The 12820-nt window shown below is 72.8% G+C and carries 13 protein-coding genes; 7 read left to right on the top strand and 6 right to left on the bottom strand.

What is annotated here, in order from left to right:
- Nucleotides 1-17: 17 nt before the first annotated feature.
- From ABZ490_RS07720 to ABZ490_RS07710, 3 genes are all read right to left on the bottom strand, one after another.
- Nucleotides 18-788: an SDR family NAD(P)-dependent oxidoreductase gene (locus tag ABZ490_RS07720; RefSeq protein WP_358985773.1), complete on the bottom strand. Its 771-nt coding sequence runs from the start codon at nt 786-788 to the stop codon at nt 18-20.
- Between the two features lies 1 nt (nt 789).
- On the bottom strand, nt 790-1674 hold the full coding sequence (locus ABZ490_RS07715; protein ID WP_358985971.1) for a TIGR03619 family F420-dependent LLM class oxidoreductase: 885 nt from the start codon (nt 1672-1674) through the stop codon (nt 790-792).
- Nucleotides 1675-1739: 65 nt separating this feature from the next.
- The gene (locus ABZ490_RS07710; RefSeq protein ID WP_358985771.1) at nt 1740-2981 is read right to left on the bottom strand and encodes an amidohydrolase family protein; all 1242 of its coding nucleotides are present in this window, start codon (nt 2979-2981) and stop codon (nt 1740-1742) included.
- A 207-nt stretch (nt 2982-3188) separates the two neighbouring features.
- On the opposite strand from ABZ490_RS07710, the gene ABZ490_RS07705 reads away from it, so the two are divergent.
- The gene (locus ABZ490_RS07705) at nt 3189-6176 is read left to right on the top strand and encodes a BTAD domain-containing putative transcriptional regulator (protein WP_358985768.1); all 2988 of its coding nucleotides are present in this window, start codon (nt 3189-3191) and stop codon (nt 6174-6176) included.
- Between the two features lie 278 nt (nt 6177-6454).
- Nucleotides 6455-6679, top strand: a complete 225-nt coding sequence (locus tag ABZ490_RS07700) for a hypothetical protein (RefSeq protein WP_358985765.1) — start codon at nt 6455-6457, stop codon at nt 6677-6679.
- 110 nt (nt 6680-6789) lie between these two features.
- Here ABZ490_RS07700 and ABZ490_RS07695 read toward each other — a convergent pair whose 3' ends face one another.
- Nucleotides 6790-8379, bottom strand: a complete 1590-nt coding sequence (locus ABZ490_RS07695; protein WP_358985762.1) for a FadD3 family acyl-CoA ligase — start codon at nt 8377-8379, stop codon at nt 6790-6792.
- 125 nt (nt 8380-8504) lie between these two features.
- On the opposite strand from ABZ490_RS07695, the gene ABZ490_RS07690 reads away from it, so the two are divergent.
- The 5 genes from ABZ490_RS07690 to ABZ490_RS07670 all read left to right on the top strand — a co-directional run bounded on the left by ABZ490_RS07690 (nt 8505) and on the right by ABZ490_RS07670 (nt 11796).
- Nucleotides 8505-9650 (top strand): lipid-transfer protein, encoded by a 1146-nt coding sequence (locus tag ABZ490_RS07690; RefSeq protein ID WP_358985758.1) that lies wholly within the window; start codon nt 8505-8507, stop codon nt 9648-9650.
- A 5-nt stretch (nt 9651-9655) separates the two neighbouring features.
- Nucleotides 9656-10072, top strand: a complete 417-nt coding sequence (locus ABZ490_RS07685) for an OB-fold domain-containing protein (protein WP_358985755.1) — start codon at nt 9656-9658, stop codon at nt 10070-10072.
- Nucleotides 10069-10842: an enoyl-CoA hydratase/isomerase family protein gene (locus ABZ490_RS07680; RefSeq protein ID WP_358985752.1), complete on the top strand. Its 774-nt coding sequence runs from the start codon at nt 10069-10071 to the stop codon at nt 10840-10842. Before ABZ490_RS07685 ends, ABZ490_RS07680 begins: the two co-directional genes overlap by 4 nt.
- Nucleotides 10843-11128: 286 nt before the next feature.
- Complete coding sequence (locus tag ABZ490_RS07675; protein WP_358985749.1) at nt 11129-11407, top strand: hypothetical protein; 279 nt, start codon at nt 11129-11131, stop codon at nt 11405-11407.
- Nucleotides 11404-11796, top strand: coding sequence for a PIN domain-containing protein (locus ABZ490_RS07670; RefSeq protein WP_358985746.1), 393 nt, complete (start codon nt 11404-11406; stop codon nt 11794-11796). The genes ABZ490_RS07675 and ABZ490_RS07670 overlap by 4 nt, the downstream gene beginning before the upstream one ends.
- Nucleotides 11797-11816: 20 nt before the next feature.
- On the opposite strand, the gene ABZ490_RS07665 is transcribed toward ABZ490_RS07670, so the two are convergent.
- Nucleotides 11817-11933, bottom strand: coding sequence for a DUF397 domain-containing protein (locus ABZ490_RS07665; protein ID WP_358985968.1), 117 nt, complete (start codon nt 11931-11933; stop codon nt 11817-11819).
- On the bottom strand, nt 11896-12720 hold the full coding sequence (locus ABZ490_RS07660) for a helix-turn-helix transcriptional regulator (RefSeq protein ID WP_358985965.1): 825 nt from the start codon (nt 12718-12720) through the stop codon (nt 11896-11898). Before ABZ490_RS07660 ends, ABZ490_RS07665 begins: the two co-directional genes overlap by 38 nt.
- Between the last annotated feature and the right edge of the window lie 100 nt (nt 12721-12820).

Raw genomic sequence — 12820 nt, 5'->3', positions numbered from 1 at the left:
CAATAGCTGACGGGCAGTCAGATGACGCTGACGCCCGCCAGCCATCCCCCGTCGATCACGAACGGCTGCCCGGTGATGTACGAGGAGTCCTCCGCGGTGAGGAACAGCGCCAGCCGGGCCACCTCCTCGGCCCGCCCGATCCGGCCCAGCGGCACGAGCTTGCGGTAGAGCTGGTCCAGCGCCCGGGTGGTCTCCTCGGGGTCCGCGTCGGGGTCCAGCCGCGCCGGGTTGGACATCGCGGTGTCGATGGCGCCGGGGCACACCGCGTTGACCCGGATCCGGCGGGGCGCCAGCTCCAGCGCGGCGACCCGGGTGAGGCCGAGCACGGCGTGCTTGCTGGCCGCGTAGGCGCCGACGGCCGCCATGCCGGTGAGCCCGGTGTAGGAGGCGGTGTTGACGATGGTGCCGCCGTCGGCGAGCTGGGGCGCGACCGTGCGCACGCCCAGGAAGCAGCCGACCTGGTTGACCTGCACGACCTGCATGAACTCGTCGAGGGGTGTGTCGACGAGGGCGTTGAAGCGCAGGATCCCGGCGTTGTTGACCAGCCCGTCGAGATGCCCGTACGCCTCCTTCGCGGCCCGTACGGCGGCGGTCCACTCCTCCTCGCGGCCGACGTCGAGGTGGACGTAGAGCGCGTCGATCTCCTCGGCGAGGGCGCGGCCCCGGTCGTCGAGGACGTCGGCGACGACGACCCGGGCGCCCTCCTCCCGGAACAGCCGCGCCTCCTGTTCGCCCTGTCCGCGCGCGGCGCCGGTCACCAGGACGACTCTTCCGTCGAGCTTGCCCATCTCAGTCTCCTCGCAGCCGGGGGGCCACCTCGGCCCCGAACGCCGTGATCTGGTCGGTGAGTTCGGCGCGGTCGCGGCAGCGGAAGCGGACCTGGATCTGGTCCACGCCCATCGCGGCGTAGGCGCCGAGGGACTCGGCGAGGGCCTCGGGGGGCCCGGTGAGGGTGCGCCGGCCGGTGTCCCAGGCGGGCGTGCCGACGTAGAGGGGCTCGGTGATGGCGCCGACGGTGAACGCGCCCCCGGTGGCGCGGTGCTCGCCGCGCAGCCGCCGTATCCGCTCGATCTGCGCGGGCAGCCGGTCCCGGGGGTCGCCCTGGGGCAGCCAGCCGTCGCCCTTGAGGGCGGCCCGGCGGACCGCCGCCGGGGAGGAGCCGCCGACCCACAGCGGCACCCGCGCCTGGGCCGGCCGGGGCCGCTGCCCGAGCCCCTCGAAGTCGTACCGCTTGCCGTGGTGGACCGGGAACTCCTCCGGCCCCAGCGCGGCCCGCAGCGCGTCGATCGTCTCGTCCAGTACGGCGCCCCGCCGCTCGAAGTCGGCTCCGAGCGCCTCGAACTCCTCCCGTACGTGTCCGGCGCCGACCCCGAGGATCAGCCGGCCGCCCGAGAGCGCGTCCAGGGTGGCGTACTGCTTGGCGGTGACGAGGGGGTGGCGCAGGCCGACCACCGCGACATGGCTGAGCAGCCGGATCCGCTCGGTGACGGCGGCCAGGTGGGCGAGGGTGGCCACGGGGTCGTACCAGACGGTGCTCATCGCGTCCGCGAGGCGGCGCGGGATCGCCACGTGGTCGCAGACGGCGAGATAGGCGAAGCCGGCCCGGTCGGCGGCGCGGGCGACGGCGACGAGGTCGGCCGGGCCCGCGTCGGCCTCCCAGGGCTCGGCGAACATCGCGGACTGGGACTGGACCGGGAGCTGGATGCCGTACGCGACGCGTGCGGGGGGCCCTTGGAGGCTCACCGGGGGCTCCACAGGCCGTCCGGGGTCAGCCCCAGCAGGTCGATGGCGTTGCCGCGGACGATCCGCTCGACGACCGCCGGGTCCAGATGGCCCATCTGGGCCTCGCCGACCTCGCGGGACTTGGGCCAGGTGGAGTCGGAGTGGGGGTAGTCGGTCTCGTAGAGGACGTTGCCGAGGCCGATGGAGTCCAGGTTGCGCAGGCCGAAGGCGTCGTCGAAGAAGCAGCCGTAGACGTGGTCGGCGAAGAGCTCGGACGGCGGCCGGTGGACCTTGTCGGCGACCCCGCCCCAGCCGCGGTTCTCCTCCCAGACCACGTCCGCGCGCTCCAGGATGTACGGGATCCACCCGATCTGGCCCTCGGCGTACATCACCTTCAGGTCGGGGAAGCGTTCGAACTTGCCGCTCATCAGCCAGTCGACCATCGAGAAGCAGCAGTTGGCGAAGGTGATGGTGGAGCCGACGGCGGGCGGGGCGTCCGCCGAGGTGGAGGGCATCCGGCTGGACGAGCCGATGTGCATGGCGACGACCGTGCCGGTCTCGTCGCAGGCGGCGAGGAACGGGTCCCAGTAGTCGGTGTGGACCGAGGGCAGGCCCAGGTGCGGGGGTATCTCGGAGAACGCGACGGCGCGGACCCCGCGGGCGGCGTTGCGGCGGACCTCGGCGGCGGCCAGTTCGGCGTCCCACAGGGGGACGAGGGTGAGCGGGATCAGCCGGCCCCGGGCCTGCGGGCCGCACCACTCCTCCACCATCCAGTCGTTGTAGGCGCGCACGCAGAGCAGGCCCAGCTCGTGGTCGGCGGCCTCGGTGAAGGTCTGGCCGCAGAATCGCGGGAAGGTCGGGAAACAAACCGCGGACTGCACGTGGTTGACGTCCATGTCGGCGAGCCGGGAGGGGACGTCGTAGGAGCCGGGGCGCATCTGCTCGTAGGTGATGACCTCCAGCCTGATCTCGTCCCGGCTGAAGCCGACGGCGGTGTCGAGGCGGGTGAGGGGGCGTTTGAGGTCCTCGTAGACCCACCAGTCGCCGAGGGGGCCGTCGTCGCCGGGGTCACCCATGACGGGCTTGAAGCGGCCGCCGAGGAAGGTCATCTCCTTCAGCGGGGCGCGCACGATGCGCGGGCCGGTGTCGAGGTGCTTCTTCGGGAGCCGGTCCTGCCAGACGGTGGGGGGTTCGACGGTGTGGTCGTCGACGGAGATGATCATCGGGAGAGGGGTCGTGGTGCCGGATGTGGTCTCCATGGGGGCACGGTAGCGCCGATCTGACGGTCCGTCAGCTGTATCAGACGGGGTCGGAGTTGATCGACTCTGTGGAGAGGTGTGCGTCCCGGATGTGAGGGCTGTGTGGACTCACGTGCGCCGCCCGGAATCGGCGTCCTGCGCGGCTGACGACTCCGGTGCCGACAAGGCAAGATGAACCGGTCATTCGGATGTCTAAGGGGAGCCCTGATGGACCACCGCGTAGGACCCGGCGGCCCGCGCGTGCCGGAGCAGAGGCGTCCCGGCTCCCCCGGGGAACCGGCGGCGCTCCGCTTCGACGTGCTCGGCCCGGTGCGCGCACGGCGCGGCGAGGAGCAGCTGAACACCGGGTCCCCGCAGCAGCGGGCGCTGCTGGCCGCCCTGCTGCTGCGCGAGGGCCGTACCGCGACCGCGGGTGAGCTGATCGACGCCCTGTGGGGCGAGGAACCCCCGTCGCAGGCGCTGGCGGCGGTACGGACGTACGCCTCGCGGCTGCGCAAGGTGCTGGACCCCGGGGTCCTGGTGAGCGAGTCCGGCGGCTACGCCGTGCGCGGCCTCGGCGAGGGCGCCCTCGATCTCGCGGTCGCGCAGGACTGGGCGGCCCAGGCGGAGAAGGCGCGCACCTCCGGCGACCTGGGCCGGGCCCGCGAGCACCTCAACCGGGTGCTGGGCCTGTGGGACGGCGAGGCCCTCGCCGGGGTCCCCGGCCCCTACGCGGAGACCCAGCGGGTCCGGCTGGAGGAGTGGCGGCTCGGGCTGCTGGAGACCCGGCTGGACCTGGACCTGGAGCTGGGCTGCCACGCGGAGGCGGTCTCCGAGCTGACCGCGCTCACGGCCGCGCATCCGCTGCGCGAGCGGCTGCGGGAGCTGCTGATGCTGGCGCTGTACCGCAGCGGGCGGCAGGCGGAGGCGCTGGCGGTGTACGCGGACACCCGGCGGCTGCTGGCGGAGGAGCTGGGGGTGGACCCGCGCGCGGGGCTGCGGGAGCTCCAGCGCCGCATCCTCCAGGCCGACCCGGAGCTGGCGGAGCCCTCGGCCTCGCCGGCCGAGCCGGGGGTCGTCCGGGTGCGCCCCGCGCAACTCCCGGCGACCGTGCCCGACTTCACCGGCCGCGCGTCCTTCGTGACCGAGCTGAGCGAGGTGCTGGCCGAGTCCGGAGCGGGTGAGGGCACGGGACGGGTCATGGCGGTGTCGGCGCTGGCGGGGATCGGGGGCGTCGGCAAGACGACCCTCGCCGTGCACGTGGCCCACCGGGCCCGCACGGCCTTCCCCGACGGGCAGCTCTACGTCGACCTCCAGGGCGCCGGCGCACGGTCGGCGGAGCCGGAGACCGTCCTCGGCTCCTTCCTGCGCGCCCTCGGCACGGCCGACTCGGCGATCCCGGACTCCCTGGAGGACCGCGCGGCGCTGTACCGGTCGGTGCTGGACGGCCGCCGGGTCCTGGTGCTGCTCGACAACGCGAAGGACGCGGCCCAGGTACGGCCGCTGCTGCCGGGCACGGCGGGCTGCGCGGCGCTGATCACCTCCCGGGTGCGGATGGTCGGCCTGGCGGGCGCGCACCTCGTCGATCTCGACGTGATGTCCCCCGACGAGGCGCTCGCGCTGTTCACGAGGATCGTGGGCGAGGAGCGGGTGGCCTCCGAACGGGACGCCGCGCTGGACGTGGTGGCGGCCTGCGGCTTCCTGCCGCTGGCGATCCGCATAGCCGCCTCCCGCCTCGCGGCCCGCCGCACCTGGACGGTCGCGGTCCTCGCGGCCAAGCTCGGCGACGAGCGCCGCCGGCTCGACGAACTCCAGGCGGGCGACCTGGCGGTGAAGGCGACGTTCGAGCTGGGGTACGGGCAGCTCGAGCCGGGGCAGGCCCGGGCGTTCCGGCTGCTGGGCCTGGCGGACGGTCCCGACATCTCCCTGGCCGCGGCCGCCGCGGTCCTCGACCTGCCCGCGGAGGACACGGAGGATCTGCTGGAGGGCCTCGTCGACACGTCGTTGCTGGAGTCGGCGGCGCCCGGACGCTACCGGTTCCACGATCTCGTACGGCTCTACGCGCGTGCCTGCGCGGAGCGGGACGAGCGGCCCGCCGACGGGCGGGAGGCCGCGCTGTCGCGGCTGCTCGACTTCTATCTGGCGTCCGCGGCGGCGGTCTACGCGCTGGAGAGACCCGGCGAGCGCGTCCTCGACCACTTCGAGACCACCCGGTACCGGGGGCTGTCCTTCGCCACCCAGCAGGCGGCGCTCGACTGGCTGTTCACGGAGGCCGACAACCTGCTGTCCTGCGCCCGTCAGTCGGCGGCACCGGGGATGCTGCGCCGTGCCGCCGATCTGCTGATGGCGGCCGTGGACCTCGGTGAATCCGGCGCGAACTCCTATCAGTTCACCCAGGCGGCGACGGCGGTCAGCGCGTCCGCCCGGTCGGCCGGGGACAACCTCGCGGAGTCCCGGGCCCGGACCATGCTGACGCACGTCCACAGCCTGTCCGGGCGGTTCGCGGAGTCCGAGGCCGAGGCACGGCGTGCGCTGGAACTGGGGCTGGCGGCGAAGGATCCCGTGGCGTCGGGCCAGGCGCCGAACCAGCGGGGCATCATCGCCCTGTACGAGAACCGGCACGCCGACGCCGAACGGCATCTGACGCAGGCGCTCGAAGCGTTCCGGGCGGACCACAACAAGCCGGGGGAGGCCGCCGCGCTCTGCAACCTGTCGCGGGTCCACCTCGCGACGGGGCGGACCGCGAGCGCCGTCGAACTCGCCCGGCAGGGCATCGCCCTCTACGAGGCGGCCGACACCGGTCTCGCGCTGCGGCTCGCCAACGGCAAGTACGCGCTAGGGCTGGCCCTCACGGGGGCCGGCCAGGTCGACCAGGCGCACGCCGTCCTCACGGAGGCGCTGGAGACGTTCCGGGAGAACCGGCAGCAGTTCTGGCACGGCATGACCCTCTTCCGGCTGGCCGAGGTCCATCTGGCCGACCGTCAGCCCGCCCAGGCCGCCGCCCAGGCCGAGCAGGCGCTCGCCGTGCTGCACGGCATCGGCGGCGAGTGGCGGCGGGCCAACATCCTCACCGTCCTCGGCCGCGGGCTCGCCGCCATCGGCCAGACGGGCCGCGCCCGGGTCTGCTGGTCCGACGCCCTCACGGTCTTCAAGGAACTGGGCTCGCCCGAGGAGGCGGAGGTCCGGGCCCTCCTCAAGCCCACGGCGGTGGCCTAGGGGGCGGACGGGCGGGCAGGGTCGTGAGGCCGCGCGGACAGAGACCCGGGATCGGCGGGCCGGTCCCTGCGATCGGCGGGCCGGTCCCCGCGTTCATCAATCGTTTATCGCACCAGGGCACTGTCGTCCCTACCGATCCGCCGCGTCGGGGGGCAGACGGATCGGGCTGTGGCCGCACCACTAAGGTGAACGGCCTTGCGACGCTCGTCCGGCGAGCCCTGGGGGGGCCGCCGGACGGGCCGATCCATCCGCTGCACCGACTGATTCAGGAGTCCGCCATGGCCGACACCAGCCAGGACCTCAAGCCGACGGACGCTCACGCCTCCAGCGAGGAGCTCACCACGCTGGACGCCCACGCCTCCAGCGAACCGCTCAACACCACCGAGGCCGCGACCGAGGAGGTCACCACGCTGGACGCCCACGCGTCGAGCGAGCCCCTCAAGACCGCCGCGGACGAGGAGATCACGACGCTCGACGCCCACGCGTCGGTCCAGCGTCCGTGAGGTGACGGACCGCTCCCGGACGGGGACGCGCGGCCGCGGTGGCACGGAGGGGGAGCCACCGCGGCCGACGCGCGTCCCGGGGCGGGGGCCTCAGGGGTCGTGCCGGGGGCTCACGCCCGCCCCCGCAACTCTCCCTTCACGACCTTCCCACTGGCGTTGCGCGGCAGTTCCCCCACGAACTCCACCGTTCTCGGCACCTTGTAGTTGGCCATCTCGCGGCGGGCCCAGGCGATGAGGTCGTCGGCGGTGAGGTGGGCGCCGGGGCGGCGGACGACGTAGGCCCTGCCGACCTCGCCGAGGCGGGGGTCCGGGACGCCGATGACGGCCACGTCCGTCACGTCCGGGTGCAGGCCGAGGAGTTGCTCTATCTCCGCCGGGTAGGCGTTGAAGCCGCCGACGATGAACATGTCCTTCAGCCGGTCGGTGATGCGCAGGTTGCCCGCCGCGTCCAGGACGCCGATGTCGCCCGTGCGCAGCCAGCCGTCGGGGGTCAGCACCTCCCGTGTGGCGGCCTCGTCCTCGTAGTAGCCGCGCATGACGTTGAAGCCCCGGACCAGGACCTCCCCGGGCTGTCCGGGGGGCGCCTCCACCCGGATCTCGGTGCCGGGGATCGCGCGGCCCGAGGTCGAGGCGATCACCGTGGGGTCGTCGCCGCGGCGGCACATCGTCACGATGCCGCTCGCCTCCGAGAGGCCGTACGCCGTGAGGACCGTCCCGACGCCCAGCTCGCCCCGCAGCCGTTCGACGAGCTGGAGGGGCACCACCGCCGCACCCGTCACCACCAGCCGCAACGCGGACAGGTCGTAGGTGTCCCTGGACGCGTGGTCCAGCAGGGACTGGTGGAGCGTGGGCGGGCCGGGCAGCACCGAGACCCGCTCCGCGGCCAGGTTCGCGAGGACCGTGTCCACGTTGAAGACCGGTTGCGGGATCATCGTCGCGCCCCGCATCAGACAGGCGATCACGCCCGCCTTGTAGCCGAAGGTGTGGAAGAAGGGGTTGACGATGAGGTAGCGGTCGCCGTGGCGCAGACCGGCCAGATCGCTCCACACCTCGTACGCCCTCAGGGTCTGCGCGTGTGTGATCACCGCGCCCTTGGGGCGGCCCGTCGTACCGGAGGTGAAGACGAGGTCCGAGGGCCGGTCCCCGCGCACCGAGTCCGCCCGGGTCCGCACCTCCCCCGCGCCCACGCCCTCCCCGCTCGCCAGGAAGTCCTTCCAGGTGCGGAAGTCGGCGGGCGCGTCGTCGGAGAGGACGACCACCTGTTCGAGGGCGGGGAGTCCGGGCAGGGGCCCGCGACCGCCCGAGGGACCTTCCCCCGCCGCCCGGCGCAGCGAGGCCACGTACGAGGTCCCCAGGAAGGTCCCCGTCACGAACAGCAGCCGGGCGCCGCTGCGGCGCAGCACGTCCGCCGCCTCCATGCCCTTGAACCGGGTGTTGAGCGGCACCAGCACCGCGCCCGCCGTGACCGCGCCCAGCGCCGCGACCATCCAGTCCAGGGAGTTGGGGGCCCAGATACCGACCCGGTCGCCCGCCCGCACCCCGTTCGCCAGACAGGCCGCCGCCGCGCGCTCCACCCGGGCGCCGAGTTCGCCGTACGGGATCCGGGTCCGGCCCTCGACGACCGCCTCGGTGTCCGCGTACCGCTCGGCCGCCCGGCGCACCAGTTCGGGGATCGTGCCCCACTCCACGTCACCGCGCATGACCGGCCTCCCCATTAGCTGACTACCCGTCAGATTAGCGGTAGCCTGACGACCTGTCAGCCGTGCCGTCCGGGCCGACTGCCTGGTGCCTGCCCTGTCGTTCTCCTGGTGGAGGTGCGTGCAGCGTGACCCTCAAGGACGCCACCGCGATCGTCGGCATCGGCCAGACGCGGTTCGCCAAGCACCTCCCCGAGAGCGAGAAGACCCTCGCCTGCCGTGCCGTCCTCGCCGCGCTCGACGACGCCGGGATCGCCCCGGACGAGGTCGACGCGCTCGCCTCCTACACGATGGAGGAAACCGACGAGGTCGAGCTGGCCAAGGCGGTCGGGTTCGGCGACCTGACCTTCTTCAGCAAGGTCGGCTTCGGGGGCGGGGGTTCGTGCGCGACCGTCGCGCATCTGGCCGCCGCCATCGCCTCCGGCCAGGCCACGGTCGGCGTCGCCTGGCGCTCCCGCAAGCGCGGCAGCGGGCCCCGCCCCTGGACCAGCACCGCCGTCCAGCTGCCCACCCCGGCCCAGTGGACCCGCCCCTACGGCCTGCTCCGCCCGGCCGACGAGATAGCCATGCTGGCCCGCCGCTACATGCACGAGTACGGCGCGACCCGGGACCACCTCTTCAACGTGGCCCTCGCCTGCCGCAACCGGGCCAACCAGAACCCCGCCGCGATCATGTACGACCGCCCCCTCACCCGCGAGATGTACATGACCGCCCGCTGGATCAGCGAGCCCCTGTGCCTGTACGACAACTGCCTGGAGACGGACGGGGCGCTGGCCTGCGTACTCGTCGGCCGGGAACGGGCGCGGGACTGCCGGCAGCGGCCGGTGTACGTGCACTCCGCCGCGCAGGGCCTGCCCGCCCAGCACCACGGCATGGTCAACTACTGGAACGACGACCCGCTCACCGGTCCCGCGTGGACGGCGGCCCGCCACCTCTGGAAGCACTCCGACGTCACCCCCGCAGACGTCGACGTGGCCCAGATCTACGACGCGTTCACCGCCCTGGTGCCCCTCTCCCTGGAGGGCTACGGCTTCTGCGGCCGGGGCGAGGGCGGCGCGTTCACCGAGGGCGGCGCCCTGGAGATCGGCGGCCGGCTGCCGCTGAACACCGGCGGGGGCGGGCTCAGCGAGGCGTACGTGCACGGCTTCAACCTCATCAACGAGGGCGTACGGCAGCTGCGCGGCACCAGCACGGCCCAGGTCCCCGACGCCGCGACCTGCCTGGTCACGGCGGGCGAGGGCGTCCCCACCTCCGCTCTCCTGCTGAGGAGCTGACCACCATGCTGACCCCGGTCACCGACCCCGACGGCGCCCCCTTCTGGCAGTACGCCGCGCAGGGCGAACTCCGCGTCCAGACCTGCGCCGACTGCGCCGAGCCCCGCTTCCCGCCCCGCCCCTGCTGCCCGCACTGCCACTCCTTCGCGAGCGAGTGGCGGCCGACGTCCGGACGGGGCCGTATCTGGTCGTACGTCGTCCCGCACCCGCCCCTGCTGCCCGAGTACGCGGCGCAGGCCCCGTACAACGTGATCCTCGTCGAACTCGCCGACGCGCCCCGGATCCGCCTGGTCGGCAACCTGGTCCGCGCGGCCGGAGCCCCTCTCGACTCCCTCTCCCCCGACCGGGTCCGGATCGGCGCCCGGGTGCAGGCGGTCTTCACGGCCGAGGGGCTGGTGCAGTGGACGCTGGAGCGGCCGTGACCGTGACCGTGGAGGTGTCGAAGGAGACCGGGGTCGCGGTCGTCACCCTCGACCGCCCGCACAAGCTGAACGCCATCGACCTGGACACGGCCCGGCGGCTCGCGCAGGTGTGGCGGGACCTGCGCTTCGACGACTCCGTCCGCGCCGTGGTCCTCACGGGCACCGGCAGCCGCGCCTTCAGCACCGGCCTGGACCGGGACGCGGTCGTCCCGCAACCCCCCTCCCCCTACATGCAGGACGACCCCCTCCTCACCATCGGCCCCAAGGCGAACGACCTCTGGAAGCCGGTGATCGCCGCCGTGGAGGGCATGGCCTGCGGGGGCGCCTTCTACCTCCTGGGAGAGTGCGAGTTCATCGTGGCCGGGGCGGACGCCGTCTTCTTCGACCCGCACACCACGTACGGCATGGTCAGCGCGTACGAGTCGGTGCTGATGGCGGGACGGATGCCGTACGGCGAGGCCGCCCGCATGATGCTGATGGGCACCGCCGAACGGCTCTCCGCCCGGCGGGCCCACGCCATCGGCCTGGTCTCCGAACTCACCGACCCCGGCGAGGCACTGGGGGCCGCCACCGCCTGCGCCACGGTCATCGCCGGATACCCGACCACCGGCGTCCAGGGCACGGTACGGGCCCTGTGGTCGGCGACGGAGGCGGCACGCGGGGCGGGCTGGTCCCAGGCGCCGCATCTCATCGCCCTGGGCAACCTGCCGGACGAGGAGCAGGCGGAGCTGTTCGGGGGGCGGTCGGGGGGGCGGCCTCGGGTGCGGTGACCCCTCGTGGATGGGGGCCTGACCGTCCCGGGCTCTGCGGAGATCCCCGAGTCCGTGCTCGACGAACATGTCCACGCCGTCCGTCGCGATCCGGCACCGACGGCTGCCCCGAGCGCAGTGGCTCAACCTGATGAACCAAGGGGGCGCCAGCGGCCCTTCCCGAAGGGTCTCCTTGAGCCGGTAGGCGAGGATGAGGTAGTCCGTGATCTGTGTGGGCGGAAGGCCCGCCGCGAACAACCGGGTGAGGGCAGCCGCCAATTAACAAAAGTTTTGTTAATATGACTCCATGGCCACCACCCCCGAACCCGCTCCCGGCGAAGGCCCCGTCCGCCCGGTCTCCGTCTCCCTCCATGAAGGCACCATCGCCGCCCTCAAGGCACGTACCGGAAAGCGCGGCATGTCCGCGTATGTGGAAGCCCTCATTCAGCGCCAACTGGAGCGCGACCGGCTGCGTGAACTCATTGAGGACGCGGAAGCCGATCACGGCCCCGTCGACCATGCCGCGGTCGAGGCCAAGCGGGCGATCCTGCGCGGTGACGCGGCAGGCTCGGCGGATGCCGCGTGAGCGGCACCCTCGTCCTCGACTGCGAGGGCCTGTCCATGCTCGTACGCCGCACACCCGAGCTCACCGAGTGGCTGGCTGCAGCGGAGGCGGAGGACATCCGCGTGGCCACCAGCTCCGTCACCCTCGTCGAAGCCCGCGACCCCAAGACCAACCAGGCCCGCTTCGACTACGCCGTCTCCCGCGTCAACATCGTCCCGCCCACCGAAGCCATCGCCCGCCACGCCAGCAAACTCCTCGCCGCGGCCGGCCTGCACGGCCACAAGTACGCCCTCGACGCGATCGTGGCCGCCACCGCACTGGCCTCCCCCTCCCCCGTGACCGTCCTCACGTCAGACCCCGAGGACCTCCTGATGCTGTGCGGCCCTGGCGTACGTGTGATCAAGATCTGACGCAGTGCGGTGAGGGTGCGTCAGGCCTTCAGTCCGCCTATGAAAGCCGCCCAGGACGCGGCCTCGAAGCACAGCGCCAGGCCGCGCGGGGCCTTGCTGTCACGGACCGGGACGACGGCCGGGAATCCTTGGGCCACCTCCACGCAGTCGCCTCCCGCCTGATTGCTGTAGCTGCTCCTGCGCCAGTCGACGCCGTTCAGTTCGGGACGGAAGATTCGAGCCACGGTAGTTGCCCTCCATCGTGGACCGGATCATGTCGAGTGACATGAGCGGGGGCAGGGCTGCCGCCCGCAGCCGATCGTAAATCACCATGTAGCGGCTGACATGGGCTGGTTCTTCGATGAGTTGGCCGTAGTCCGAACCCTCCGCGTAGGCCACTTCCGAGCCGTCCGGCAGGGTCAGGATCGTCAGCGAGCCGCCCATCGCCTCGTGCCCGCCCTGATCGAAGCGCCTCAGCACCGCCTCGTCCAGGATCACCCACAGCTCCGGCCGATCGGGCGAACTCAGCCGCTCCTGGCGCCCCATGCGGGCGGCGACGCGTTCCTCCAGCTGCTCCTCACCATCCAGCAGCGCATCCAAGCTGAGAACGGCCCGCGCATAATCCTCCGTCTGCAACAGACCCGGCACCACATGCGCCGCGTACTGCCTGATGGACACCGCCCGTGCCGAGTACTCCATGAACCTCCGCGACCAGTCCGGAAACGCCTCCCGGTACACGTACGGCCACAGCTCGACCAGCAGGTCGTCCGCGCCGAGCGCCGCGTCCAGCGCGCGGGCCAGTTCCAGGGTCGGTTTCGCCCCGGACGCCCGCTCGATCTGGGTGATCCGGGTACTCACCACGTGGGTGCGGTCGCCGAGTTCGGCCTGGGTCAGGCCCGCCGCCGTACGGAGTCTGCGCACCCGTGCGCCGAACAGGGCCGCCACCGACGCGCTGGGATCAATTCCGTTGGCCAAGGCGTCACTTCCGTTCCTTACGAGAGGAAAAGTAAGGCTCTGCCACCTGTCGAGCGTAGGGCGATCGGCC

The sequence above is a fragment of the Streptomyces sp. NPDC005811 genome (assembly GCF_040630405.1).
Taxonomy (GTDB): domain Bacteria; phylum Actinomycetota; class Actinomycetes; order Streptomycetales; family Streptomycetaceae; genus Streptomyces.
The sequence above is the reverse complement of the archived record's forward strand: the minus strand, read 5'-3'. Positions and strand labels throughout refer to the sequence as shown.